Source organism: Desulfovibrionales bacterium (assembly GCA_028715605.1).
GTDB lineage: Bacteria > Desulfobacterota > QYQD01 > QYQD01 > QYQD01 > QYQD01.
In genome coordinates this window covers 37497-64338 of record JAQURM010000006.1, presented here as the reverse complement: position 1 = coordinate 64338, position 26842 = coordinate 37497, and the positions used below count along the sequence as shown (strand labels likewise).

Sequence of the window (26842 nt, the reverse complement as noted above, 5' to 3'; positions counted from 1 at the left end):
TTAACTCCCCTTTTTCATATATAAGCCTTCAGCTTATAGGCAAGGTCACTGGTCATTAGTCATCGGTCATTGGTTGAAGGTGGAAGATTGATCTCTTTTACCAGTGACAAATGACTATTGACTAATGACATTCACTATAATTAATGCAGCATCCCCAAATTTTGTTCTTCAGCCACACTAAATATGCCGTTTATATCTAAAATCAGCCCTACTTTCCCGTCTCCTAAAATAGTCCCTCCAGCCAGTCCTCTGACATTTTTCATGTGGTCTCCGAGACTCTTGATGACCACTTCTTGTTTGCCAAGGAGGTCATCAACCAGCAGGCATTTTTGCCGTCCTTCGTTTTCAACCACAACCACCAGAGACTCGCAAGGGTCTTTATGTTCGGCATCAATATCAAACATCTTATATAATCTTACTAACGGGATAAGATTTCCCCTGACCTTAATCATCTCGCCCTTGCCATGGACAGTGCTATATTCTTCCTGCCGCGGCCTTATAGTCTCTTTAATGACCACTGTTGGCACTATATAACGTTCCACCCCTACCTTTACTATTATGCCGTCGATAATAGCCAGGGTAAGCGGAACCTTAATGGTGAATGTGGAACCTTGCCCGGGGCGCGAACTTATCTCCACCTTGCCGCGCAACTTCTCTATGGCTTTCTTTACTACATCCATCCCTACGCCCCGGCCGGAGACATCGGTTATCTTATCGGCTGTAGAAAATCCGGCCTGGAATATAAGATTATCAATTTCAAATGTGGAGAGACCCTCGGTGTTTTTAATCAATCCCTTTTCCTTGGCCTTTTTTAATATCTTCTCGCGGTTCAGGCCCTGTCCGTCATCCTCGATCTCAATCACAATGTTACCGCCTTTTTGATAAGCCCTTAACCAGATAGTGCCGGTGGCCGGCTTGCCTTTAGTTGCTCTTTCATCCGGCATCTCAATGCCATGGTCTATAGAGTTACGTATCATATGCACCAGGGGATCGTAAATGGCGTCAACCATATTGCGGTCGATCTCTGTATCCTCACCGCTCATCTGAAGATCAGCTTGTTTTTCAGATTTTTTGGCCAGATCCCGTACCAACCGGATCATCTTCTGAAGGGTCTGTTTTATGGGCACCATTCGCAAAGACATGGCTGTCTTCTGTAGATCGGTAGTAATACGGCTTAGCTGGGAGAAATCACGCATAAGTTTCTGATCCCGTATGGTCTGGACGTGGGAATTCTGCCAGATAAGGGACTGGGTGATGACCAGCTCACCGACCATATCTACCAGGTTATCGAGCTTGCCGATGTCCACCTTGACGGCACTATTGGCAGTCCCGGCAGAAGCAATGGAGGTCATAGCTTTTTGTTCACGCAGGGCATGGGCGACCTCTTTGGGTTTAACAGCGGCCTCTCTGATGATAATCTCCCCGATTTTTTCACCGGAATCTCGCTGTTTTTCCAGGGCCTTATCTATGGCCTCTGTATCGGCCACACCCTTTTTGACCAGTATCTCCCCTACTAATTTAGGCTCCGGCAGGGTGGCCTCTTCTCCTACCACCCCTTCCTGCGCGGCCCTTATCCGGTTGATAAAACTGTCCAGGTCGTAATCCTTTTGCTCCAATGTACCTGTCTCCAGGGCCGTTTTTATGTCCATTATCATCCTTTTCAGGACATCACAGGCGTCCAGGATAAGGTCAATAATTTCTGAGGAGATCGAAAGCTCGCCGTTTCGGGCTTTATCCAGGATATTTTCCGTTTCATGTGCTAACTTATTAATATCCTGTAGATTCAAAAAGCCTGAGACACCTTTTATAGTATGGAATGGTCTAAAAATAGTGTTTATGCAGTCCTTATCATCGGGAGACTGTTCAAGAGAGAGGATGTCCACCTCAATTTGTTCAAGATGTTCCATGCTCTCGCTGATAAATCCGGCAAGCAATTCTTTATCTTGAGTAATGTCTATAACCGGTTTGCTTTTGGTCACAGAAACCTCAGGGGTTGCCTCCTCTTCCATTGTTGTGTCATCTTGTCCCGCTGTTTGCACTTCCGTATCCGCAAGATTTAATTCTTTAAGCAGTCCATTAAAGTTTTTAAGAGAAGCGCCGGCCTGCTCCTGGTCTTTTTCTCTGCAAATATCCTGTAAGATAGAGATGGCCTGGCTTATTTTTTCATAGACTACGTCCGTGTCGGGTAGCTCGCCCAATATGATCTTTTCTATAATAAGTTTGAGTCCCCCGCCTATCTTCTTTACAGCCGCCGGGAGGGTTGTATCCTCATAGGCCATAACCTCTTCGATCTTGGAGAGGAGCTCCCCTAACTCAACTAGATTGCCCGGGGTCAGCATTATAGCCTTAAGCGCGATATCATCTAATATCTCCTGCAAGGTTTTGAGTTCGTTGTCCATCTCTATCCCTCTAGGTTTTCCTTATTTGACTATACATAATGGGACTACCACTGTTTTTTGCATCGGCATGAGGAGTTTTTTTCTTAAATCCTGATTGAAAATTCCTGACGGGTTGTAGTCAGCGCTCATCCGGCCCTGGGCGAACAAATTTACCGAGACGAACTTCAAGCTTTCAGCTATCCGCCATCCGCCGTCAGCCAAAAGAATACGACGAACAGCATCTTAAGCTGAATACTGATTGCTCGACAAAGGGGTATAAATATGGTCAAAAAGAATAAAACTTCTGTGCGGGTAGCTCAACGCATGTCAGTTTATTGCCGTAAACTGCACCGGTGTCAATGCCTATCTTGTTTCCCATCACCAGCGGCTCACCAAATGGCGTGTGACCGAAGACGACTTTCTTGCCAAAATCGTACATAGAAGAAAAAAAGGCCTCTCTTATCCAGAGAATGTCCTCTATTTTTTGATCCTCTAACGGTAAATAAGGCCGAAGGCCGGCATGAACAAAGATATAGTCCTCTGTCTCATGTATAAGGCGCAGCGAACGAAAAAAATCATGATGATCCGGGGGCAGGGAAAACTCCCCCTTTTTGCTATAGGCATCGATGGTCTTCTGGCCTCCATTCAGGATGAATAAAAAGGGATTGACCCGGTCAAGATAATCGAGGAACATCTTTTCATGGTTACCCATAAGAAATACTATATGATTTGCCTTATCTTTTAAATCTAAGAGATAGTCGATGACTTCACGGGAAGCCGGACCGCGGTTAATATAATCTCCAAGAAAGATAAGAGCATCCTGTCCGAGGTTAACCGGCAGGGTACCCATTAACCCTTCCAGCTTATCCAGACATCCATGAATATCCCCAACCGCAAATATACGCCTATCGCTCATAAGCTTAAGACTTCAATGTTGATGATCTCGTAAAAATTCCAAAATATCACGCAAAGCCGCCAAGGACGCAAAAAGAATAAAATTTGGAACTCAGGAACTCATGAAAAAATCTTTTATTCCTGATTTCTTGATTTCCAGATTTTCATTTTTACTTCGCGGTCTTTGCGCCTTTGCGTGAGAAATTGACTTCTTACGAAGCCGTCAGCACAGGATAAATGTCCGTTTCCGCGGGTCAAGCCTGGTTACCCCTTCTTCTCCGGCCATCGTGATCGCCTCACGGTATTCCTCGGCAGTTATACGCCGGTCAATGGGAGGATATTTGTACGCCTCGCCGCAGGGCCGATACTGGTCCATTATATTCACGTAGGTATTCGGCGATATTTCCCGGGCCAGAAAACGCATAACATCCCGCGTCCCGGCCAGACCATCCGGCAGGACCAGATGGCGCACCAGGAGTCCACGCTGTGCTATGCCACTGGAATCTACAGTCAGGTCGCCCACCTGGCGGTGCATTTCTTTAATGGCCTGTCCGGCTATCTCCGGGTAACCGGGCGCCTTGGAGAGTCTTATGGCCACCTCTTCATCCCAGTATTTAAAATCAGGCAGATAGATATCAAAAATACCGTCCAGCAGCTTAATCGTCTCGATGGAATCATAGCCGCCCGTATTATAAACCAAGGGGACGCAAAGTCCGCCCTCAATGGCTATGGATAGGGCCTCCAGTATCTGGGGCACAACATGGGTTGGGGTGACAAAATTGATGTTATGGCAACCCATGTTCTGTAAATATAGCATCACCATTGCAAATTGTTCCAGGGAGATTTCTTCGCCTTCTCCGAGGTGACTGGTTTCCCAGTTCTGACAAAAAACGCAAAGGAGATTACAGTTTGTTATAAATATGGCCCCCGATCCATGTCGACCTACAAGCGGGGCCTCTTCTCCAAAATGCGGGCTAAAACTGGAGATCATGGGAAGTCTGCCTGTACGGCATATCCCTTTTTCGTTCTGAATCCGATTAACGCAGCACTTTCGTGGACATAGGCAACATTCTTCAAGTATTCTATTAAGTTTTTCGACACGGGGCTTGATCTCGCCACTTTTATATGTTTCTATGTAGGCTGGTTCGAACATGAGTTCGTATTAATTTAGCATCTTCCTGAGTTTTTATAGACGCATTCCATATTACTTGATCTTATTTATAATTTTACATTTCTTAAGTGAAACCCCTTAGTTTCTTCGCTTCACGGCTTGCGCAGCGACCCTTTCGGGACTCGCAGGCGGGGAAGGTTTGCCCCTTCCAGCCTCTAAAGGGCTGGCTTTCCCCTTCCTGCTCGCCCGCGATCCGCCTAAGGCGGACTGCTCCAGCAAGTTTCGCTCAGAAACACAAGGGGTTTCCTAACAACTCAGAAAACTTCAGTTATACGCTAATTTTCACTTTGACATTTTGGACAAAAATAGGTTCCCCGCCCGGCCACCTTTATCCTGACAATAGGCGTCCTACACCGCGGGCACGGCCTGCCTTGCCGCTTATATACCTTATGCTGTCTCTGGAATTCCCCCTCTTTTCCATCCGGCAGCCTATAGGTGCTGACACTAGAACCACCACAGACAATAGCCTCTTTGAGTATCTGCCCGATGGCCTCATGGAGTCTTTTGATCTCATGTTCAGTGAGCGTATTTACCTTTCTTCGCGGATGGATGCCGGCCCGGTAAAGACTTTCATCCGTATAAATATTCCCCAGACCGCTTATAATATGCTGATTGAGCAAGAGACCTTTTACTGTGCCGGTTCGGTTAGAGAGACAGGTTTTGAACCCTTTCAGATCGAGGGTCAGGGCATCAGGGCCCAGATTATCCAGATAGGCATTTTTGTCTTCACCCGGCCTCACGCCCCGGCGCATCTTCGACCGGAGGGAAACCCAGCCAAAGCGACGCATATCGGCAAAACGTAACTCATGTAGATTATCATTAAGATGAAAGACCATGCGGGTATGCCGGTCTATCGCCCCACCCTTCTGCCGGTATAATAATTGACCGGTCATGCCCAGATGGATGCTAAGCTCATAGCCATTTGACAGATCAAAGACAATACATTTGCCTTTCCGGGATAGGCCCTTGATTTTCTTATTCCTGATGAGTCTTGAAAAACTATTTTTCCGGCCTGTTATTATGCTATGGTGAGCAACTTCAACCGCTTTTATAAGCTTACCACAGAGCTTTGGCCGGAGGTCTCTTACTATATTCTCGACTTCTGGAAGTTCAGGCATGTTAAGTTCTGCGCTCCAGCGCCTTCAATTTGTATATCTCCAAGACGGCTATAGCCAGCGGAAATATATCTCTGCTTCCAAATTATTTTAGCACAGGATTCTGTATACGCACTACCAAAATGATATATGTTAACAAAAGGGGACGGGGTATTGGGGGACTTTTTTACGAAGCCGCCGACAAAGAGTCGGAAAAACCTTGACATAATACCTTTAACCAATTATTTATACGGGTGTTTTACTTCAACGATAATTCAGGATTTTTTAAGGAGGGCGGGAAGTTGGCTAATCATAAATCAGCGATTAAGAGGGCTAAACAGGCTGAAAAAAAGCAGGAAATTAATAAAGCTATTAAGACCCGGGTTAAAAATGTAATCAAAGCAGTCCAGACTGCTATGGCAGAAAAATCACCGGATAAGGCCAAGGAGTCTTTGGCTAAAGCCATTCCGGTCATCGACAAGGCTGCTTCCAAGGGGACACTCCATCACAGAAACGCTGCTCGCAAGATTTCGCGTTTGACCAAACATGTAAACGCCCTTCAATCCGGCTCACAAAGCTAAGACGAAAATATTCCGGCATACCAATATAGACATAGCCTGTATCCAGACGGGTACAGGCCATGTCTATATCTCACGCAAAGGCGCAAAGACCGCGAAGGAAAAAAGAAAATCTGGAAATCAAGAAATCAGGAATAAAAGATTTTTTCATGAGTTCCTGAGTTCCAAATTTTATTCTTTTTGCGTCCTTGGCGGCTTTGCGTGATATTTTGGACTTTTTATGAGTTCATCGATTAGAAGTCTTCAAATATCCGCATGTGGATCATCTCGGCAAGGTCAGTGGCGATCTTATGAAGGGCCGTCTGCTTATTGGTTTCTGTGGTAAGGGGGCTGCTTTCTACCTTATAGACCTCTTCTCTGATTATGTCTTTGTTCTGCCAGAGTACGCTGCCGTCGCGCCTTTCTAATACCGCTTCTATCGTAACTACCGCCTTCCTTTCCAGCCCTAGATAAGTGCCGCTAAAGGATATATCCGGCAGGTTAATCGACCGTATTTTACCTTTTAGAACGACATCCGCATCCTTGATATCGACCACCCTCAGCCTTTTTCGGCTTGTAAATTCATAGACCAACTGGTTTGTTAAATAGTTTTCGAAACCTGTCTCTCCCGTCTGATTACTGAATACCGGAACAGCTATGGTCTTTATATCTTCGGAAAAGGGATTGCCTTGTCCGCTGAAGTGATAACCACAGGCGGAAATGAAAAAAAATAGCAGTAACGAATTGATAACCTTAGCGTATGTCTTCATTTTAACGTAACCTTTTTTAAGCCTAAACCACGATGTTTACCAATTTATTCCCGACTATGATGACCTTTTTAATCTCTTTTTCCTTAATCCATTCTTTGATACGCAGGTCGCTAATGGCAGCTTCCTTGATCTCTGATTCTCCTTGCCCGGCATCCACCTCGACACGGCTGCGTACTTTGCCGTTGACCTGGACAACAAGCTCTACTTTTTCCTGGCGGGCTGCTTCTTCATCATAGGAAGGCCAGGAAACTGACGAGAGCAGTTCCTTATGCCCCATGGTTTGCCACAGCTCTTCCGCAATATGGGGCGCGAATGGTGAGAGTGATATGATGACGGTCTCTATCGCCAGTTTCAAGACGGCCAGGGTCTGCGGATCTTTATCGCCTAAGCCGATGACACCATAAGCATCATTGACCAGTTCCATTACGGCGCTTATAGCGGTGTTGAAATGGAATCTGTCCTCAATATCTGCGCCGACCTTTTTAATGGTCTGGTGGATTTTACGATGCAGCGCCTTTGCTTCGCCCTTTAGTTCGAATACATTGATTACAGCCGGAGATTGGGCTATTGTAACCCGGTTTTCAGTTACAAGGCGCCAGACCCGATTCAAGAAACGATAGGCGCCTTCCACGCCCTGGTCACTCCACTCCAGGTCGCGTTCCGGAGGAGCGGCAAACAGGCAAAAAAGGCGTACTGTATCCGCGCCGTAGCGATTTATGAGGTCATCGGGATCGACTACATTGCCCTTGGACTTCGACATCTTTGCCCCGTCTTTTATGACCATCCCCTGGGTAAGGAGATTTCTAAACGGTTCGTTTATATTAAGCCAGCCCAGATCACGCAGCACCTTGGTATAAAAGCGCGCATATAATAAGTGGAGTATGGCATGCTCTACCCCGCCTATATATTGGTCAACCGGCAGCCAGTAATCGACTCCGGCCCGGTCAAGTGGGGCTTCCGTGTAGTCAGGGCAGGCATAGCGAGCAAAGTACCATGAAGACTCAACGAAAGTATCCATGGTGTCTGTTTCCCGGCGGGCGGCCCGGCCGCAGGAAGAGCACGTGGTGTTGACAAAGGAACTGAGCCGGGGAAGAGGTGAGCGGCCGGTCTCATCTATTTCGGCATCCAGAGGAAGTACAACCGGCAGATCCTTTTCCGGTACGGGCACAGCGCCACATGTATCACAGTAAATAATAGGTATCGGCGCGCCCCAGTAGCGCTGTCTGGATATCCCCCAGTCCCGCAGCCGATAACTTACCGCCTTTTTACCCAGGCCGGTTGTTTCAAGATGGCGGATGATGGCCTTTTTAGCCTCGTTGCTGTTCATGCCGTCAAATTGACCGGAGTTGACCATTGCGCCTTCTTCGACATAGGCCTCAGTCATATTTCCAGGGGAGAGTTTATCTCCCGGCGGTTGAATAACCACCACAACTTCCAGACCGTACTTGCGGGCAAATTCAAAATCACGCTGATCGTGCGCCGGTACGGCCATGACTGCGCCGGACCCATACTCCATTAAAACAAAATTGGCCGCAAATATGGGCATACGCCGGCCGGTAAGGGGATTCAGACAATAGGCCCCCGTAAAGACGCCTTCCTTCTCAAAGTCTTCGCCCCCGATACGCGATCTTTTTTCACGATTTTCTTTTTCTGCAAAGGCCAGCACAGCGGCCTCCCGGAAAGCGCTACGGGAAAGCTCAAGGACTAATGGATGGTCAACCGCCAGACTCATAAAAGTGGCTCCAAATACGGTGTCCGGCCGGGTGGTAAATACCGTTATCTTTTCATCAGAACCCTCAATAGGAAAGTGGATCTCGGACCCTTCGCTCTTACCGATCCAGTTTTTTTGCATGGTAACCACTTTTTCAGGCCAGCCGGTAAGACGGTCACATTCCGCCAGCAGCTCATCGGCGTAAGCCGTGATTCTAAAGAACCACTGCTTCAACCGGCGGGTAGTAACCGGCGTATCGCAGCGCCAGCAGACACCACTTCCCACGACCTGTTCGTTAGCCAGGACCGTGCCGCATTTTTCACACCAGTTAACCGGAGATTCCCTGCGATATGCCAGCCCCTTCTCGTACATCTGGATAAAAAATAGCTGTTCCCAACGATAGTAGCCGGGATCGCAGGTGGCAATCTCCCGATCCCAGTCATAACTAAATCCCATTTTTTGCAACTGAGAACGCATATAATTGATGTTCTCGTATGTCCACCGGGCAGGATGAATTTTATGTTTTATGGCCGCATTTTCTGCCGGAAGTCCAAAGGCATCCCAGCCCATGGGGTGGAGTACGTTATAGCCTCTCATCCGCTTGTAGCGCGCAAAGACATCCCCTATGGTATAGTTGCGGACATGGCCCATATGAATCCTGCCTGAGGGATAAGGGAACATTTCAAGGAGATAAAATTTATCCTTTGTACCGTCTGCTGCGGTCTTAAAAGTCTTATTCGCTTTCCAATACGCCTGCCAGCGCGTCTCTATTTCTTGAAAGGCGTAGTTATTCGTTTGTACTTCCGTCATAGCTAAGTTTTATCACTCCCGCCCCGACATAGCTGATGGCTGATGGCGTCCAGTATTCCATTTATAAAAGGACCGGAATCGTCGGTCCCAAATTTTTTACCCAGCTCTACTGCCTCGTTGATAGTTACCTTAGGAGGGATGTCGTCACAATACAAGAGTTCAAATGCAGCCAGCCGCAAGATATTCCGATCCACCCGCGACATTCGATTCAGCCGCCAGTGCTCAGAATGCCCATTAACTAAAATATCTATTTGTCCCCGATGGGTCTCGACACCCTTGACCAGTCGTAAGCAGAAATCATGTGCCTGCTCCGGAATTTTAAATGAAGCGCAGAAGGCGGACGTCGCCTTTTCTGCCCCCGACCCGGTCAGGTCCATTTCGTACAATATTTGGAGAGCGCTTTCTCGTGCCTTCCGGCGAATGCCCATACGATAAGTCTTTCAAAGAGGTTCCGGCAGTCCTAACAGTCCGCTGCCAAGGCGCCCCGATACGGTCGGTTCCTCCCTACGGAGCAGGCAAAAAACGCGAGGCCTTAAGGAACATCAACTATTTTTATTATCTTAGGTTTCCTTTGTGTCTTTGCGGTGAATAGCCTTAATAAGATTGACCATTTCAATAGCGGCCAGGGCCGCGTCCCACCCCTTGTTGCCTGCTTTAGTTCCGGCACGTTCAATGGCCTGCTCGATAGTGTCCGTGGTAAGGATACCAAAAGCTAGGGGAACACCGGTATCCAGGGATACATGGGCGATTCCCTTGGAGACTTCGGCGCTGACATATTCAAAATGTGGCGTTGCCCCTCTGATGACCGCGCCCAGGCAAATTACAGCATCATATTTACCGGCGTTAGCCGCCTTTTTGGCCACCAGTGGAATCTCAAAGGCCCCCGGAACCTTGTATATATCGATATCCTTTTCGCTTGCCCCGTGACGCAGCAAGGCATCCATGGCCCCGCCCATAAGCCGTTCACCGATAAAGTCATTAAATCGACTGATGATAATGGCTATCTTGAGCCCTTCGGCCCGTATCTTGCCTTCGAATACTCTGGCCATGTTTCTTCCCTCTTTTTTAAAATTTATTGATTTTTTTCAACCAATCTCACTGCCGATCGCTGACGGTCGAAGATTCGCCGGTATTGTGGCGAGCTGACTGCCGAATGCTCACCATTTTAATCAAGATTCAATATATGCCCCATCTTTTTTTCTTTGGTCTTGAGGTAACGGATATTCTCTTTGCCAGGAGGGACTTCGATGGGCACCCTTTCTGTAACCTTAAGGTCATATCCCTCCAGGCCAATAATTTTTTTGGGGTTATTGGTCAGAAGTCTCATCTTGCGAACACCAAGATCGTGCAGTATCTGTGCGCCTATGCCGTAGTCCCTGAGGTCGGCTTTAAAGCCCAGCTCTAAATTGGCTTCTACCGTATCCCTTCCCTGATCCTGCAGGGCATATGCCTTGATCTTATTGACAAGGCCTATGCCCCGACCCTCCTGGGCCATGTAAAGTATAACCCCCTTCCCTTCCCGTTCCACCATTTTCATGGCGGCTTGCAATTGTTTGCCGCAATCGCAACGCAGGGATCCTAACACGTCTCCGGTAAGACACTCGGAATGGACGCGCACCAGAACTTCGTCTTCAGGGTTAATCTCGCCCTTAACCAGGGCCAGATGCTCGCTATCGTCTATGTCATTAGTGAAGGCTATGGCCGTGAATTCCCCGCCGTAGAGGGTAGGAAGAACCGTCGTTGCTGCCCGATGCACAAAGCTCTCGTTTCTGAGCCGGTATTCTATTATATCACGGACGGCAACGATCTTAAGGTTATATTCCGCCGCAAATATCTCCAGATCGGGGAGACGGGCCATCGTGCCGTCATCTTTCATGATCTCGCAGATGACGCCGGCCGGTTTCAACCCGGCCATTCTGGCCAGATCAACCGAGCCTTCGGTCTGGCCGGTGCGTACCAAGACACCGCCCTTACGTGCCCTTAATGGGAAAATATGCCCGGGCATGACCAGATCATCAGGGCCGGCATCGTCGCCAATAGCGGTAAGTATGGTTGTGGCGCGGTCTGCCGCAGAAATTCCGGTAGTTACCCCCCGTTTTGCTTCTATGGATACAGTGAAGGCAGTTCGAAAAGGAGATGTGTTATGGCCGATCATCATAGGAATTTGCAACTGTTCAATCTTTTCTTGAGTAAGAGAAAGGCATATCAGACCCCGGCCATAACGGGCCATGAAATTAATGGCCTCCGGTGAAATCTTTTCCGCTGCCATGGTCAGGTCGCCCTCGTTTTCCCTGTCCTCATCATCAATCAGGATGACCATCTTTCCGGCCTTAATATCTTTCAGGGCCTCTTCAATGGTAGTTACAGGCATTTTATTCTCCTTAGCTTGCTTAGACAATCCCATGTTCGGCCAGAAACTCCCGGCTGATCCTGCCCTTCTCTACATCCCCGGCCTTATCGTTCCGGCCCCTTGAGAGCAATCTTTCCACATACTTACCGATAATATCAAATTCGATATTAACGGCATCGCCCACTTTGTGCCGGCCTATAGTGGTGTGCCGGGCAGTAAAAGGGATGATGGATACAGAGAACGAAGAATCATGGCAATCGTTTACTGTAAGGCTGATACCATCTATGGCGATGGAGCCCTTTTCTATCACGTATCCGGCGAATTCCTTTGGAATCCGGATAGAAAACAGGGTAAAAGCGGCCTGCTCCTGCCGGCTCAGAATAACTCCGGTCGCATCTATATGTCCGGTCACGATATGACCGCCCAGGCGATCTGTGGGCCTTAATGCCCTTTCCAGGTTTACCTTATCGCCTATATTGATCCGGCCCATGGTAGTCCGGCGAATGCTCTCCGGAGAGACATCTACGGTAAATACCGGACCGGATAAATCTGTTGCGGTCAGACAGGTCCCGTTCACACTGATACTTTCTCCCGGCATCAGGTCAGACCACTTTATATCGACCTCAATCGTAAGTCTCAACCCCTCGCCGGAAGAGGCCTTTTTTCTTACGGTACCCAGGGTCTCTACGATTCCAGTGAACATTTCTCAACCTATAATTCGTTACTTTTATATTGGTTTTCATCCCTAACGCAAAAGGTTCTGGATGGATTTGTATTTTGCCTTCCCATCGCTAAACGCTGATCGTTGAGCGCTAACCAGCCGGATAGGCCTCAACTAAAAGGTCATCTCCTATCTTTCTTGTCTTCATATCCTTAAGCCGAAAGGCCCCTGCTATATGATTTACACCTTCTCCGCCTACCATGTCCACGGCTTTTGTGCCTCCGATAATAATCGGCGCATAAAAGAGATAAAATTTATCCACCAATCTGGACTGTATAGCTGAGGCAAAGACGGTCCCCCCGCCTTCAATGAGTATGCTTAATATACCTTTCCTGCCTAATTTACTCAACAACTCTGCAAGGTCCAGGCCGCTTTGATTGGTAGAAACCGCCATTATCTCTACGCCTTTTTCTATAAGACGCCTCTTTTTGCTATCGGAGGCATTGTCAAGTGTAGCTACGAGAGTTTGCGCAGATGAGTCCAGGTTAAATATCCTGGCAGTGAGGGGAATTTTTAGCCCGGAGTCCAGTATTACCCGCAACGGATCCCTGCCTCTTTTTTGTCCGAGCCGTGTAGTCAACATGGGATTGTCTTTTATAACTGTTCCAGCGCCTACCAGGATGGCGTCAACCTCATTTCTCAGACGGTGCACAAAACGGCGTGCCCTTTCACCGGTAATCCATCTGGCATCCCCGCTTCGGGTAGCAATCTTGCCGTCCATACTGGCCGCCGCCTTCATGATAACAAAGGGCCTTTTCACAGTGACATACTTGATAAAGGCCTCATTCAGCCGAAGGCACTCTTTTTCCAGGATGCCGCATTCTACTTTCACCCCGTGTGACCGCAGAAACCCGATTCCGCCCCCCTTTACATCGGGATTGGGATCAGGCATGCCGACGACCACGCGCCGTATCCCTGCCGTCAGGATCGCCTGCGTACAGGGAGGCGTGCGGCCATGGTGATTGCATGGCTCAAGATTTACGTACAGGGCGCTGCCCTGCGTAAGTTCGCCCGCAGCGGAAATGGCATTGATTTCCGCATGGGGTTCCCCTGCCTTTTTGTGGTATCCCTGGCCGGCTATCCTGTTATCCTTGACAATAACCGCTCCGACCAGGGGATTAGGCGAAGTGCGTCCCCGCCCCTTTGAGGCAAGGGTCAGGGCAAGCCGCATATACTTTTCGTCAGCGTTTTCTGCCAACTATTTTTCCTCTTTTTCCTCGCGGGTAGCCAGCAAGCCCTTTAGTTCGGTCATAAACTCGTCCAAGTCCTTAAACTGCTTATAGACCGAGGCAAATCGAACGTATGCCACCTCATCCCATTCGCGCAATTTGGCCATGACTTTTTCTCCAATAACCGAGCATGGGATCTCTTTCTCCCCCATTTCCTGCAAGGTTTTTTCCAGGCCATCCACAAATTCTTCGATTAGATTAATGCTGATCGGCCTTTTCTCACAGGCTTTTTTCAGTCCTTCGACAACCTTCGTACGATTAAAAGGCTCCCGCCGCCCGTCTTTCTTTACTACAAGGGGCATGAATTCCTCAACCCGCTCATAGGTGGTAAACCGGCTCTGGCAGCGAAAACACTCCCTGCGGCGTCTGATAACCAGATTATCCTTGCTGACCCGGGAGTCGATTACCTTGTCTTCCGCGTGTCCACAAAAGGGGCATTTCATTTTGGAAAGGCCTCCGTGATCTGTTAGATTTGAATCAAGTCAATGCCGGCCTCCGCCAGCATATCACGGGAAAGGGCATCCGCATAGCCTTCACGGTAAAAAATACATTTTACGCCGGCGTTGATTAACATTTTGGTGCAGATAACGCAGGGGAGATTCGTACAAAAGATGGCGGAGTCAGCGATGGATATGCCGTGATATGCGGCCTGTATAATCACATTCTGTTCGGCATGCAGTCCGCGACAGAGTTCGTGCCGTTCACCGGAGGGGATGCCTTCTTTTTCGCGCAGACAACCTATATCCAGGCAATGCTTAAGCCCGGAAGGTGCTCCGTTGTAACCCGTGGCCAGGATGCGCTTGTCTTTAACCAGGACTGCGCCTACCTTGCGCCGCAGGCAGGTGGATCGTTCGGCCACAAGATAGGTAATGTTCATAAAGTATTCTTCCCATGACGGCCTGCTCATCTTCAGCCCTTTTTCTGTCCGCCGTATGCGGACCACAGGCCCGGATATAATGGAAACCGCTCGCAAAGGCCGCGCACTTCGTGCCGTACCTCCCGGCGCACCTTCTCACTGGCCAGATTGCCCATGACACGCGTCATAAGACGACCTATAGCAGTCATCTCTTCTTCTCTCATGCCCCGGCTGGTTACGGCCGGCGTCCCAACGCGTATGCCGCTGGTTATCTGCGGCCCTTTTGTATCAAAGGGTATGGCATTTTTATTCACCGTAATACCGGCTTCATCCAGGGCTATTTCTGCGTCTTTACCGGTTATTCCCCGGACAGTCAGGTCAACCAGCATAAGGTGGTTGTCTGTACCTCCGGAGACTAAACGATAACCATCCTGCTGAAGAACCGTAGCCAGGGTCCGGGCATTTTTCACAATCTGTTCCTGATAGGATCTAAAGGAAGGACTTAACGCCTCCTTGAAGGCCACCGCCTTGGCTGCAATAGTGTGCATAAGCGGCCCGCCCTGGATACCCGGAAATATCTGGCTGTTAAGTTTTTTCCCATATTTTTCCCTGGCCAGAATAAGACCTCCACGCGGCCCCCGCAGTGTCTTATGGGTAGTCGAGGTGACAAAATCGGCATAGGGTACCGGTGAAGGATGCACACCGGCCGCGACCAGGCCGGCGATATGGGCCATATCTACCATCAGATAGGCCCCAATTGTATCCGCAATCGAGCGAAAGGCGGCAAAATCAATTACCCGCGAATAGGCGCTGGCCCCGGAAATAATCATTTTGGGTTTGTATTGCAGGGCCAGTCTTCTTACCTCTTCATAATCTATGGTCTCGGTTTCCCTGCTTACCCCATATGAGACTATGTTATAAAATCGGCCGGAAAAATTCACCGGGCTGCCATGGGATAAATGGCCGCCATGCGCCAGATCCATACCTAACACGGTGTCTCCGGGTTCAAGAAACCCGAAATAGATGGCCATGTTGGCCTGAGTGCCGGAGTGGGCCTGGACATTAACGTATTCAGCACCGAATATCTCTTTGGCCCGCGATATGGCCAGATTCTCGGCCACATCTACGTACTCGCAACCGCCGTAATACCGCCGGCCCGGATAACCCTCGGCATACTTGTTCGTTAAAATACTTCCCTGTGCCTCCAGGACGGCTTCACTGACAAAATTTTCTGAGGCCACCATCTCCAGCTTATGAGTCTGCCTCTCAAGTTCAAGTTGGAGGACGTTGAATATCTCAGGATCGGTATTCTTCAAATACGACATGCTCGTTATAACCCCTAACCATCGTCCGCTGTAAGCGGACGAACTTTTCGCCTTAAGCTTTAAGCTTCTCTTCCCCGGCAAGCTTATCTATCAAATCAATGCGTCTCTTATGCCGGCCACCCTCAAACTCCGTTTCAAACCACGTTTTAACGATCTCCATGGCCAGCCCCGGTCCAATAATCCTGGCCCCCAGGACCAATACGTTGGCATCGTTATGCTGGCGGCTCAGGCGCGCCGTGTAAATGTCATGGCACAGGGCGGCCCGAACCCCGGGCAGGCGATTGGCCACAATAGACATGCCTATTCCGCTGCCGCAGAGCAAAATTCCGCGCTGGCATTCGCCGCTGGAGACCAGTTTAGCAACTTTCATCCCATAAACAGGATAGTCGACCGAGTCTTCGCTATCGGCGCCTACATCACAGCAAGAGATGCCATTTGACGCCAAATATTGCCTTATCGGCCCTTTCAAGGCGTAGCCGCCATGGTCACAACCCAGTGCCACTTCCATTTTATTCCTCGAATTTTTTAAAGATGATAACGGCGTTTGTGCCTCCGAACCCAAAGGAATTAGACATGGCTGTCTTGACTTCTACCTTGCGTGCCTGGTTGGGCACGTAGTCCAGGTCGCACTCCGGATCCGGCGTTACATAGTTTATAGTCGGGGGCACTACGCCATCTACAATAGACAAGACACAGAAAACCGCCTCAACGCCACCGGCCCCGCCTAAAAGATGGCCGGTCATAGATTTAGTCGAACTGACCGGGACACTTTGGCTTCGCTCCTTAAACACGCTCTTTATAGCTAAAGTTTCCATGAAATCGTTAAGGGAGGTCGATGTGCCATGGGCGTTGATATAATCAATGTCCTGGTGAGAAAGGCCGGCATCATCCAGGGCGAGCTGCATACATCTGGCTGCGCCTTCCCCGCTCGGCGCAGGCGCGGTCATGTGGTAGGCATCGCTATTTAAGCCATATCCGACGATCTCCGCATATATTTTCGCCCCGCGATTTAAGGCAGTATCGAGGTCTTCCAAGATAATCATACCGCTGCCCTCGCCGATAATAAATCCGTCCCGGTCTTTTTCAAAAGGCCTGGAGGCTGCGGCAGGGTCATTATTTCGAGCGGAGAGGGCCTTCATAGAACTAAAACCAGCCACCGTGAGCGGGGTAATTACCGACTCCACACCCCCGCAGATCATAACATCTGCCGCACCGCCCTGAACTATCCTGAACGCCTCGCCTATAGCGTGCGAGCCGGCCGCGCAGGCCGTAGTCACAGAGATATTGGGCCCTTTGGCGCCATAGAGTATTGATATGTGGCCACAGGCCATATTAGGGATAACCATGGGAATAAAAAACGGTGTGACTCGCCGCGGGCCTTCATTTGAAAGGACGCCGTGATATTCTTCGATTGTCCCTAATCCGCCGAGTCCGCTGCCGGTGAGCACCCCCACGCGGGTTGCATTCCCTTCACTGATGACCAGATTGGCATCTTCAACGGCCATACTGGCCGCAGCAATGCCATATTGGATGAACAGATCCATGCGCCTGATCAGTTTCTTGGGTATAAAGTCTTCAGGATTAAAGCCTTTGACTTCCCCCGCGATCTTTGTCGAAAAATCCCTGGTATCAAAGCGTGTGATCTCCCCTACTCCGGATTTTCCTGCCAATGCCGCCGGCCAGGATTCTTTTACCCCGATGCCAAGGGGAGTAATCAACCCCAAACCAGTAACCGCCACTCTTCGCTTCAAGACACCACTCCACCTGTAAGTATTCGGCCATCGTCCCCAACGGTCAGCCAAGGCAAAGAAGCCCCAAAAGACCACTGATTGCCGGGCCGTCTAATTTATTATTTCTGCTGTGCCTGGATATAATTGACGGCATCCTGGACAGTCTTCATCTTCTCCGCATCTTCGTCCGCGATGTCGACGCCAAATTTCTCCTCCATAGCCATTACCAACTCTACCAAGTCTAATGAATCAGCGCCGAGATCGTCAACAAAAGAGGCCTTAGGGGTAACCTCCTCTTTGGCTACGCTCAACTGATTAGCAATAATCTCTATTACCTGATCCTGCACAGACATATTATTTTTCCTCCCTGTATTTTCGAATATTAATAAGGATAAATTTATCCCATAAACATGCCGCCATTCACATGTATGACCTGTCCGGTTATGTAGCCGGCCTTATCTAAGGACAAAAATTCCACTATATCGGCTATATCTTCGGGTGTGCCCAGCCTGCCCAAAGGTATCTGGGCGGATAAAGACTTTTTTATCTCCTCGGGTATAGCTGCGGTCATATCACTTTCAATATAACCCGGGGCTATGGCATTCACGCAGATACCGCGCGGGGCCAGCTCCCTGGCTACGGAGCGGGTGAGCCCCATCAACCCGGCCTTGGAAGCGGCATAATTGGCCTGTCCGGCATTACCCATGGCCCCGATCACGGAAGAAATATTAATTATGCGGCCGGTCCGTTGTTTCATCATGGCCCTGGCCACAGCACGAATACAATTAAAGGCGCCCTTCAGGTTGACGTCCAGGACACGGTCCCAGTCTTCTTCCTTCATGCGTACCAACAGTCCATCGCAGGTAATCCCGGCATTATTTACCAGTATATCGATACGTCCCAATTCCTCAAGCGCCTGGCCGAAGAAATCCTGCGCCGCTTGATAAGAAGAGACATTAAAGCAATGAATGCTGGCTGTGCCGCCACCCTTTTCAATGGCCTCTTTAACCTCGATGGCCGCCTTTTCATTGGCCGTATAATTTATGAGCACCCTTGCGCCGAGGCCTCCCAGACGCAGGGCTATGGCCCGGCCGATACCTCTTGATCCACCCGTGACTATCGCCACCTTCCCCTGGAAGCTCATGAGCTTGATGACTCCTTAAGTCTCTTGGTTAACGCCGGAATAATCTCAAAGAGGTCCCCGACTATCCCATAGGTAGCTACATCAAAAATAGGGGCGCCAGGATCACTGTTAATAGCCACGATGATATCTGAAGATTGCATACCTACCAAATGCTGTACCGCTCCCGACACCCCGCAGGCGATATAAAGCTTGGGACTGACGGTCTTCCCTGTCTGTCCTATTTGATGGGCATAAGATATCCATCCCTCATCCACTGCGGCCCGTGTGGCTCCAACAGCGCCGGCCAGTTGTCTGGCCAGTTCGTGCAGCAAGGCAAAATTTTCCGCGTTTTTCAGGCCCCTTCCCCCGGTGACTATAACATCAGCCTCCGCCACATTGACCAGATCGGTCTCTTCCTTAACCGAATTTACCAGGCGTACACGGGAACGCACCCGGTCCGAACCGGGAGTAACAGAAATGACTTCGGCCCTCCGACCGGGGGTGTAATCCCCCTTCTTCATCACCTTGGGCCGGACCGTGGCCATCTGGGGCCGCGATCTGGGGCAGACAATGGTAGCCATAACATTCCCGCCAAAGGCTGGCCGGGTCTGGAGCAATAACCGGTCTTCCTTACGTATAGACAGTTCTGTGCAATCTGCAGTAAGGCCGACGCCGAGCATGGTAGCCACGCGGGGAATAAGCGAACGGCCGATAGCTGTAGCCCCTCCCAGGAAGATCTCCGGCCGACACTGCCGGATGACATCCACCAGGACATTGCCATAGGCATCGTCGCTGTAACAGGCCAGCTCCGGATGATCGATCACATATATCTTATCAGCTCCATAGGCGGCCAGTTCATCCGCCATATTCGTGACATTGTGACCCAACAGGACTGCGACTAATTCTACCCCCAAATCGTCAGCCAAGCGCCGACCGACACCAAGAAGTTCATAGGAGACGGAGTGCATCTTTCCATATCCCTGCTCGGCAAAAATGCACACGCCACGGTAGGACTTAAGGTCTTCCCCGGCCATATCCCGGGCCCGTTCAATAACAATAGCTCCGGCCTCACAGTTATCCGCACAGATTCCACAAAGGACACAGGCATCGCCGACTCTGGCTATGCCATTTTCCAGGGTAATAGCCTCATAGGGGCAGGATTCAACGCAAGTTCCGCAACCGGTGCATTTATCCTGGTCTATTCTTATGCTCATATATTGATATTTAATACCTAATCTGTTTAATATTTTTAAGCAAAATCTCTACCTGTTCCTCGACCGGGCCTTCGATCATCAGGCGCTTTCTATCCCATTTCGGGGCAAAAATCTCGGTTACCTCGGTAAATGATCCAGCCAGACCGATCTTCTTTTCATCAGCGCCAAGCTCTTTGGCCCCATAAACGGGAATCTGCTGATTCTTGGCCCTTATCTTGGCCTTAAGCGTAGGAAGACGAGGCTCGTTGATCTCTTTGACCACGGTTAAAAGGGCCGGCAGGGGCAGGTCAAGCACGTCGTATCCACTGTCCATCAGCCTTTGCACACGCATGGCGCCGTTTTCCACGAATTCTATCCGCCGCACATAGGTAACATAAGGAAGATTTAAACGCTCAGCGAGACCGGGGCCGACCTGAGCTGTGTCCCCATCTATAGCCTGTTTTCCGCAAATAATCAAATCAAAATGGCCGATCTTTTCAATGCCCAGAGATAGGATATAGGTAGTAGCCCAGGTATCAGAACCGGCAAAGGCCCGATCGGAAAGGAGCACGGCCTCATCAGCGCCACAGGAAAGGGCCTCCCTGAGCGCCGTTTCAGCCTGGGGCGGGCCCATGGTTAATACCGTTACCTTTCCTCCATAACGTTCCTTAAGACTCAATCCGGCCTCGAGGGCGTGCATGTCATAGGGATTGACAATGCTTTCTACCCCCTCCCGTACCAGGGCTTTGGTCTCAGGATCAATACGGACATGGGCCGAATTTGGAACCTGTTTTATGCAGACTACGATGTCCATTTAATATTTCTCCTAAAGTAAATCCCGAATTCTGAATCCTAAGCCGGATACGCCGAAGACCGTTCCCGGCGCGCGCAGCGCGGCGGGAACTAGTCATTAGTCAATAGTCATTTGTCACTGGTAAAAGTGATCCATCCTCCAACTTAACCAATGACCAGTGACGTTTTGAACTTCGAGCTTTGAACTTTGTCATTCTTTTTGGCTTTCAGCCTTCAGCTTTGAGCTTTACTTAGTGCGGCTATATTCCTTATTCAGTGCCTGGCCAATGACACTGCGTTGGATCTGGTTGGTTCCTTCATAAATCTGAAGTATTTTGGCGTCCCGCATCATCTTCTCCACGGGATAGTCCTTCATGTAACCATAGCCGCCAAAGACCTGGACCGCATCAGTGGTCACCTGCATGGCCGCATCACTGGGAAAGAGCTTGGCCATGGCCGAGACCTTACTTATATCTTTGGGGTTACTGTCTATATATCTGGCTACGGCATAGACCAGGGCCCGGCCCGCCTCCGTCTGGGTAGCCATATCCGCCAGCATGTGCTGCACGGCCTGGAACGAGATTATGGGATGACCGAATTGCACCCGCTCTTTGGCATATTGCACAGCGGCATCCAAAGCCCCTTGCGCCAGGCCGACGGACAGGGATCCGATGCCCGGCCTGGCCAGATCAAGGATTTTCATGGCTATTATAAAGCCCATGCCTTCACGGCCGATAAGCCGGCCTTTGGGGATGCGGCAATGGTCAAATATAAGTTCCCGTGTAGATGAGGCCCGAAGCCCCATCTTCTTTTCCTTTTTCCCGAAGCTAAACCCGGCATCCCCTTTCTCTACGATGAAGGCGCTTGCTCCCCGCGCCCCTTTTTCTCGATCCGTTAGAGCGATTATCGTATAGATTTCCGCCTCACCGCCGTTGGTTATCCATTGCTTGGTTCCATTTAGAATATAGGCGTCGCCGTCTTTCGTCGCCGTGGTGCGGATACCTCCGGCATCGCTTCCTGCCCCGGCCTCCGTCAGGCCGAAGGCCGCCAATTTTCGGCCACTGGCGATCTCCGGCAGATATTTCTGCTTTTGCTCTTCGCTGCCGAAGAAAAGGATGGGAAGGGCCCCCAGGGCGCTGGCGGCGAAGGTTGTGGCTACGCCAATACAGGCGCGCCCGAGTTGTTCCACAGCCAGACAGTTTTCAAAGCATCCCCCGCCAAATCCACCGTATTTTTCCGGAAGATAGATTCCGAAGAGGTCTGCCTTCGCTAGGTCTTCCATTATCTTCCAGGGAAATTCCTCTTTTTCATCCAGTTCCGCACGCACGGGCACAACCTTTTCTTCGGCTATCTTACGCGCCAGATCCACAATCATCTTCTGCTCATCAGTCAGGAAATAATCCATAGAAAATCACCCTTTCATTAATATCTTTCACCATCTAATCAGCGAGGCCCCCCAGGTAAAACCTCCACCGAAGGCATTGAGCATTATTAAATCTCCTTCCCTGATGCGCCCTTCACGGTTGGCCTCATCCAGGGCAATGGGAACGGTGGCGGCCGATGTATTGCCATATTTATGGATATTAACATAGACCTTTTCCCTGGGCAGTTGCAGGCGCTCAGCGATGCTGTTAATAATTCGTATATTGGCTTGATGAGGAATGTAAAGGTCTATATCCTGCGGAGATAAGTTATTGGCCTCCAGGGCCTCCCGGGCGGATTCTTCCATGGCCCTTACGGCCAGCTTAAACACATCACGGCCCTGCATGTGAATGTACTGCAGATTGTCGTCCAGCATCTGGCGGGAGGGTGGCGACACGCAACCGCCTCCCGGGATATGTAAAAGTTTCCAGAGAGCGCCGTCGGCGTGCAGATGGTTGGAGAGGATACCTCGTTTTCCGTTACGACCGGTTACCACCACTGCTCCGGCCCCATCCCCGAAAAGGACACTCGTATTTCTATCCTTCCAATTGACGCGACAGGAGAGAACCTCAGCCCCTATAACCAGTATTTTTAACTTGATATTATTCCGGATAAAATTGTCGGCGGTAGCCAGACCATAGAGAAAACCGGAACACGCCGCAGACAGGTCAAAGGCCGCTGCCCTTTCTGCCCCAAGATTTTTCTGTACCAGACAGGCGGCCGTGGGCATGAGCATATCCGGCGTAAGGGTACAGACAATGATCATATCCAGTTCTGCGGCCTTAATCCCGGCCATATCCAGGGCCTTCTTAGCCGCCTGCGTGGCCAGGAAGGAACAGGGTTCATCCTTAGAGGAGATGCGGCGCTCTTTTATTCCCGAACGCGTAGTAATCCATTCGTCAGAGGTATCGACCATCTTTTCCAGATCCTGGTTGGTCAATACCCTCGCCGGTAAGTGACAACCTGTGCCGACAATAACCGTGCGTACCAAAATAAAATTCTCCTCAGATTTTCCTGTTCCTGTGTTACCTGTCAGATACGACCCGCCGCCTGCCCAGGGCCTGCAAGTCACCGCTGTTTCTTAAATTGGAAAGGAGGTGTTCGTTCAGCTTCTGTGATACAAACTCAGCAGCCATCAAAATGGCATTCTTGATGGCCCTGGGACAAGATCGGCCATGGGCAATAATTCCGATGCCATTTATACCCAGAAGAGGGGCTCCTCCGTACTCTGCATAATCCACCTTTTTCTTAAACCTTCGGAAGGCGCTACTACATAACAAATAACCTGCCCTGGCAAAAAGGCTCTTTTCTATCTCGGCCCTGAGCATAAGACTGATGGCCTCGGCCAGACCTTCGCTTAACTTCAACGAGACATTGCCGACAAAACCATCACAGACAATAACATCTACGTCGCCTCTAAAGACGTCCCTTCCTTCCACGTTACCTATAAAGTTGAGTGAACTCGCGGAAAAAAGCCCATACGCCTTTTTTACCACCAGATTTCCTTTGGCGCCCTCTTCGCCTATACTCATCAGACCTACACGCGGATTGGATACCCCCAAAATACCCTGAGAAAACACCGTGCCCATTATACCGAATTGGAGAAGATGATGGGGCTTACAGTCCACATTGGCCCCGGCATCAATCATCACCGTCGGTCCCTTTAGAGTAGGAAGGACACCGGCAATAGCCGGCCGTTCCACCCCTTCCAGCCTTCCCAGCACAAAACTGGCCGTAGCCAGCGTGGCGCCGGAATTTCCGGCGCTGACGGCTGCGTCGGCCCGGCCCTGGCCCACTATCTCAAACGCCACCCGGATAGAAGAATCCTTCTTCTTTTTTAAGGCCTCAGAAGGAGATTCATCCATGCCCACAACTTCTGCGGCATTTTGTATGATAAAATGACCCGATCCGGCCCCGAGACGCTCAATTTCTTGAGTTAATAGATCTTCCCGGCCAACCAGAATGATGGAAAGAGGCCTTTCCTTTACAGCCTGAGCGGCCCCTTCTATGACCACGGTGGGGGCATGGTCGCCCCCCATGGCATCAACAGCTACTCTTATCATATCATAGTTGGTTATATGGTTAGTGTTCATCCGGAAACCACTGTTTCCGGGTTCACGCTTTCAGCTATCAGCTTGTTTGTTATCCGTTAACCGTTGTCCGAAATTTTCTTTCGGTAAACGGTCAACAGTGAACGGTGAACCGACTTCATGCTGAACGCTGATTGCTGAGTGCTCCATACGGAATTTTAGAGTTTCCGGATGGAAGCTAGTTATTATTCGGTTACTTCGATTAAGGTCCGGCCCTTATAAGTGCCGCAGTGAGGACAAACACGGTGCGGCAACTTGGTTTCCTGGCACTGCGGGCAAAGAGAAAGACCGGACAACGCCAAGCCCTGCTGGGCCCGCCGTTTTCCCCTCCTTGACTTTGAATGTCTTCTTTTTGGTAATCCCATATTAAATTCTCCTTATTTTTATGATCTATCCTTGAGTGTTATATCTCTCAACGTCTCAAATGCCGAGGAAGTCGCCTCTGCCCGGCAGTCACATGAGATAAGATTCAGATTGACGCCGCAATGCGGACACAGCCCCTTACACTCCTCATGACAGAGAGGTTTGACAGGCATCTGCAAGAATATCTGCTCGGCCGCGATCTGCGCCACATCCACGGTCTCCCCGTCAAAAAAAGAGACGTCCATATCCTCAGGTGAAAGCTCAATTTCGGGATAACCCTTTTCTCCGGGGGGTAACATCAACAGGAAATCGAATTCATCCGCCAGCGCCCATGCAAAATCCTCCAGGCAACGACTGCAGTTAAGTAATAGCCTGGCCTTAATATCGCCCCTGACCCGGATATCGCGTCCCATCCGTTCAATCTTTATGTTAACCGCGATCGGCTCCTGTACCTGAGTTATATCCTGTAGAATCTCTCCCCCGTATTCGACACGGCAGCTTAACCCTTCCTGGGGGATGTCATGTACCTTTATCTTCAAGGCCGGACCTTTAAAAACTTAAAATTGCCGCAGAGTCCCGGAAGAATCAGAGATAATTTACTAATTTTTATCCTGTAATATCTGCGACTTAAAAACTACACATAAAAAATGCATAGCTTGTCAAATATATACAAAAAACCGGTCATGTCAAGATTAAATGGTGGCCTAATACGGATTTCAAGAAAATGCGGCAGGCGCTCTCATACCGTAGAGGCGAGGTACTTAATGCCTCGCTCCAAGCGCTTTACTACCCTTTCCGGGCCGAGGACTTCCATCAACTCAAACAGGCCCGGGCTTACTGTTTTGCCGGTAAGTATGAGCCGGAGGGGCTGGGCTATTTGTTTAAATTTAATATCTTTTTCGGCGCAGAAACGTTCAAATGTAGCCTCCATATCCTCCTGTCGAAAGAGAGGAAGCCCTTTTAATTCTTCCAAAATCTGCTGCATGAGTCCTTTAATGTCCGGGGTAAGAAACTTCCGGGCGGCTTTTTCTTCATAGTCCAATTCATCTTTAAAATAAAAGGGCATGCCCCCGGCCATCTCTACCAGCGTCTTGCTGCGCGGCTGCAGGGCAGGAATAGCCTTGGCCAGATAAGACACATCTTCCACCTTAATGCCGTGCTGTTCCAGAAATGGGAGAACAAGCCGGGCCAATCTATTCGGGTCTTCTTCCTTAATATAATGGGCGTTCAGCCAGAGAAGTTTATCCGGGTTAAAGATGCCCGCAGACTTACCCACATTCTCTAAAGAAAACTTTTCAATCAATTCTTCCCGCGAGAATATCTCCTGGTCTCCATGAGACCAGCCGAGCCGGGTCAGATAGTTAAGCATGGCCTGGGGTAAGTAGCCCATCTCTTTATAAGCCAGTACGGAGGTGGCTCCGTGGCGTTTACTGAGCCTGCTTTTATCTGCGCCCAGAATCATAGGCACATGGGCAAACTCCGGCGCCGGCCAGCCCAAGGCCTCATAGAGCAATATCTGACGAGGGGTATTATTCAGGTGATCGTCGCCCCGGATAACATGGGTAATCTCCATGCTGATGTCGTCTATCACCACGGCGAAGTTGTAAGTGGGCATGCCGTCGCTGCGCTGTATAATCAGGTCGTCCAGTTCTGCATTGTCAAAAACCGTTGCCCCTTTTACCAGATCATGTACTACAGTTGTTCCGTGCTCCGGGGCGCGAAAACGGACGACGGTATTCGGTCCTTTCTCAAGACGCCGATTACGGCAGGTGCCGTCATATTTTGGCTTTCTCCCTTCGGCCATAGCGGCCTTCCTTCTGGCATCCAATTCCTCCGGCGAACATGAACAATAATATGCCTTTCCTTCCGACACAAGGCGGTCAATGTAAGACTGATAGATATCCAGACGCTGAGATTGGAAATACGGGCCTTCGTCCCAATCAATACCCAGCCATTTAAGGCCGTCCAGAATAGCCCGGGTCGCCTCTTCTGTAGAGCGGGCTACATCTGTGTCTTCAATCCGCAGGACAAACGTCCCGCCATGCCTCCGGGCGAAAAGCCAGTTAAACAGGGCGGTGCGCGCCCCGCCAATGTGGAGATAACCAGTTGGACTGGGCGAAAAACGCGTGCGTACCTCAGACATAATTATAGATTCCTTCCCTGCTTAATTAACCGCCTTAAAAAATAAAACGGGGCCGCAGACCCCGCCAATGTAATAAACATTCTTGTTTTTAGCAAGCGTAACTACATCCGAACTTTCCCC

27 protein-coding genes are annotated in these 26842 nt (G+C 49.8%); 1 reads left to right on the top strand and 26 read right to left on the bottom strand.

What is annotated here, in order from left to right:
* Positions 1 to 140: 140 nt before the first annotated feature.
* The 4 genes from PHT49_07855 to mutM form a co-directional block, all read right to left on the bottom strand.
* A complete protein-coding gene (locus PHT49_07855; GenBank protein ID MDD5451789.1) occupies positions 141 to 2399 on the bottom strand; it encodes a chemotaxis protein CheA in 2259 nt (752 codons plus the stop codon).
* A gap of 265 nt (positions 2400 to 2664) precedes the next feature.
* Positions 2665 to 3294, bottom strand: coding sequence for a metallophosphoesterase family protein (locus PHT49_07850; GenBank protein MDD5451788.1), 630 nt, complete (start codon positions 3292 to 3294; stop codon positions 2665 to 2667).
* A 201-nt stretch (positions 3295 to 3495) separates the two neighbouring features.
* Positions 3496 to 4425, bottom strand: a complete 930-nt coding sequence (locus PHT49_07845; GenBank protein ID MDD5451787.1) for a radical SAM protein — start codon at positions 4423 to 4425, stop codon at positions 3496 to 3498.
* A gap of 293 nt (positions 4426 to 4718) precedes the next feature.
* The gene (gene mutM / locus PHT49_07840; GenBank protein ID MDD5451786.1) at positions 4719 to 5561 is read right to left on the bottom strand and encodes a bifunctional DNA-formamidopyrimidine glycosylase/DNA-(apurinic or apyrimidinic site) lyase; all 843 of its coding nucleotides are present in this window, start codon (positions 5559 to 5561) and stop codon (positions 4719 to 4721) included.
* A gap of 278 nt (positions 5562 to 5839) precedes the next feature.
* On the opposite strand from mutM, the gene rpsT reads away from it, so the two are divergent.
* Positions 5840 to 6118: a 30S ribosomal protein S20 gene (rpsT, locus tag PHT49_07835; GenBank protein ID MDD5451785.1), complete on the top strand. Its 279-nt coding sequence runs from the start codon at positions 5840 to 5842 to the stop codon at positions 6116 to 6118.
* Positions 6119 to 6348: 230 nt separating this feature from the next.
* Here rpsT and PHT49_07830 read toward each other — a convergent pair whose 3' ends face one another.
* The 22 genes from PHT49_07830 to gltX form a co-directional block, all read right to left on the bottom strand.
* Positions 6349 to 6864 carry an LptE family protein gene (locus PHT49_07830; protein ID MDD5451784.1) on the bottom strand — a complete coding sequence of 172 codons (516 nt, stop codon included), beginning with the start codon at positions 6862 to 6864 and terminating at the stop codon, positions 6349 to 6351.
* Between the two features lie 22 nt (positions 6865 to 6886).
* Complete coding sequence (leuS, locus tag PHT49_07825) at positions 6887 to 9385, bottom strand: leucine--tRNA ligase (GenBank protein ID MDD5451783.1); 2499 nt, start codon at positions 9383 to 9385, stop codon at positions 6887 to 6889.
* A 2-nt stretch (positions 9386 to 9387) separates the two neighbouring features.
* Entirely contained in the window at positions 9388 to 9813 is a 426-nt protein-coding gene (nusB, locus tag PHT49_07820; GenBank protein ID MDD5451782.1) for a transcription antitermination factor NusB, read from the bottom strand.
* A gap of 132 nt (positions 9814 to 9945) precedes the next feature.
* Entirely contained in the window at positions 9946 to 10434 is a 489-nt protein-coding gene (ribE, locus tag PHT49_07815; protein MDD5451781.1) for a 6,7-dimethyl-8-ribityllumazine synthase, read from the bottom strand.
* Positions 10435 to 10550: 116 nt separating this feature from the next.
* Positions 10551 to 11756 (bottom strand): bifunctional 3,4-dihydroxy-2-butanone-4-phosphate synthase/GTP cyclohydrolase II, encoded by a 1206-nt coding sequence (locus tag PHT49_07810; protein ID MDD5451780.1) that lies wholly within the window; start codon positions 11754 to 11756, stop codon positions 10551 to 10553.
* A gap of 19 nt (positions 11757 to 11775) precedes the next feature.
* Positions 11776 to 12438 (bottom strand): riboflavin synthase, encoded by a 663-nt coding sequence (locus PHT49_07805; GenBank protein MDD5451779.1) that lies wholly within the window; start codon positions 12436 to 12438, stop codon positions 11776 to 11778.
* Between the two features lie 109 nt (positions 12439 to 12547).
* Positions 12548 to 13654, bottom strand: a complete 1107-nt coding sequence (ribD, locus tag PHT49_07800) for a bifunctional diaminohydroxyphosphoribosylaminopyrimidine deaminase/5-amino-6-(5-phosphoribosylamino)uracil reductase RibD (protein ID MDD5451778.1) — start codon at positions 13652 to 13654, stop codon at positions 12548 to 12550.
* Positions 13655 to 14128 (bottom strand): transcriptional regulator NrdR, encoded by a 474-nt coding sequence (gene nrdR / locus PHT49_07795; protein ID MDD5451777.1) that lies wholly within the window; start codon positions 14126 to 14128, stop codon positions 13655 to 13657.
* Between the two features lie 23 nt (positions 14129 to 14151).
* A complete protein-coding gene (locus PHT49_07790) occupies positions 14152 to 14592 on the bottom strand; it encodes a cytidine/deoxycytidylate deaminase family protein (protein ID MDD5451776.1) in 441 nt (146 codons plus the stop codon).
* A gap of 2 nt (positions 14593 to 14594) precedes the next feature.
* A complete protein-coding gene (locus PHT49_07785; GenBank protein MDD5451775.1) occupies positions 14595 to 15866 on the bottom strand; it encodes a serine hydroxymethyltransferase in 1272 nt (423 codons plus the stop codon).
* A gap of 52 nt (positions 15867 to 15918) precedes the next feature.
* Positions 15919 to 16374 carry a ribose 5-phosphate isomerase B gene (rpiB, locus tag PHT49_07780; protein ID MDD5451774.1) on the bottom strand — a complete coding sequence of 152 codons (456 nt, stop codon included), beginning with the start codon at positions 16372 to 16374 and terminating at the stop codon, positions 15919 to 15921.
* 1 nt (position 16375) lies between these two features.
* On the bottom strand, positions 16376 to 17617 hold the full coding sequence (fabF, locus tag PHT49_07775) for a beta-ketoacyl-ACP synthase II (protein MDD5451773.1): 1242 nt from the start codon (positions 17615 to 17617) through the stop codon (positions 16376 to 16378).
* Between the two features lie 98 nt (positions 17618 to 17715).
* Complete coding sequence (gene acpP / locus PHT49_07770; GenBank protein ID MDD5451772.1) at positions 17716 to 17949, bottom strand: acyl carrier protein; 234 nt, start codon at positions 17947 to 17949, stop codon at positions 17716 to 17718.
* A gap of 44 nt (positions 17950 to 17993) precedes the next feature.
* Positions 17994 to 18740 (bottom strand): 3-oxoacyl-[acyl-carrier-protein] reductase, encoded by a 747-nt coding sequence (gene fabG, locus PHT49_07765; protein ID MDD5451771.1) that lies wholly within the window; start codon positions 18738 to 18740, stop codon positions 17994 to 17996.
* On the bottom strand, positions 18737 to 19933 hold the full coding sequence (locus PHT49_07760) for an electron transfer flavoprotein subunit alpha (GenBank protein MDD5451770.1): 1197 nt from the start codon (positions 19931 to 19933) through the stop codon (positions 18737 to 18739). Before PHT49_07760 ends, fabG begins: the two co-directional genes overlap by 4 nt.
* A 10-nt stretch (positions 19934 to 19943) precedes the next feature.
* Entirely contained in the window at positions 19944 to 20726 is a 783-nt protein-coding gene (locus tag PHT49_07755) for an electron transfer flavoprotein subunit beta/FixA family protein (protein MDD5451769.1), read from the bottom strand.
* A 225-nt stretch (positions 20727 to 20951) separates the two neighbouring features.
* Positions 20952 to 22109, bottom strand: coding sequence for an acyl-CoA dehydrogenase family protein (locus PHT49_07750; protein ID MDD5451768.1), 1158 nt, complete (start codon positions 22107 to 22109; stop codon positions 20952 to 20954).
* A 27-nt stretch (positions 22110 to 22136) separates the two neighbouring features.
* Positions 22137 to 23117 (bottom strand): ketoacyl-ACP synthase III, encoded by a 981-nt coding sequence (locus PHT49_07745; GenBank protein MDD5451767.1) that lies wholly within the window; start codon positions 23115 to 23117, stop codon positions 22137 to 22139.
* Positions 23118 to 23151: 34 nt separating this feature from the next.
* Complete coding sequence (gene plsX / locus PHT49_07740) at positions 23152 to 24219, bottom strand: phosphate acyltransferase PlsX (protein ID MDD5451766.1); 1068 nt, start codon at positions 24217 to 24219, stop codon at positions 23152 to 23154.
* Positions 24220 to 24401: 182 nt separating this feature from the next.
* The gene (gene rpmF / locus PHT49_07735; protein ID MDD5451765.1) at positions 24402 to 24581 is read right to left on the bottom strand and encodes a 50S ribosomal protein L32; all 180 of its coding nucleotides are present in this window, start codon (positions 24579 to 24581) and stop codon (positions 24402 to 24404) included.
* A gap of 18 nt (positions 24582 to 24599) precedes the next feature.
* Positions 24600 to 25118, bottom strand: coding sequence for a DUF177 domain-containing protein (locus PHT49_07730; GenBank protein MDD5451764.1), 519 nt, complete (start codon positions 25116 to 25118; stop codon positions 24600 to 24602).
* A 200-nt stretch (positions 25119 to 25318) separates the two neighbouring features.
* On the bottom strand, positions 25319 to 26722 hold the full coding sequence (gltX, locus tag PHT49_07725) for a glutamate--tRNA ligase (protein MDD5451763.1): 1404 nt from the start codon (positions 26720 to 26722) through the stop codon (positions 25319 to 25321).
* Between the last annotated feature and the right edge of the window lie 120 nt (positions 26723 to 26842).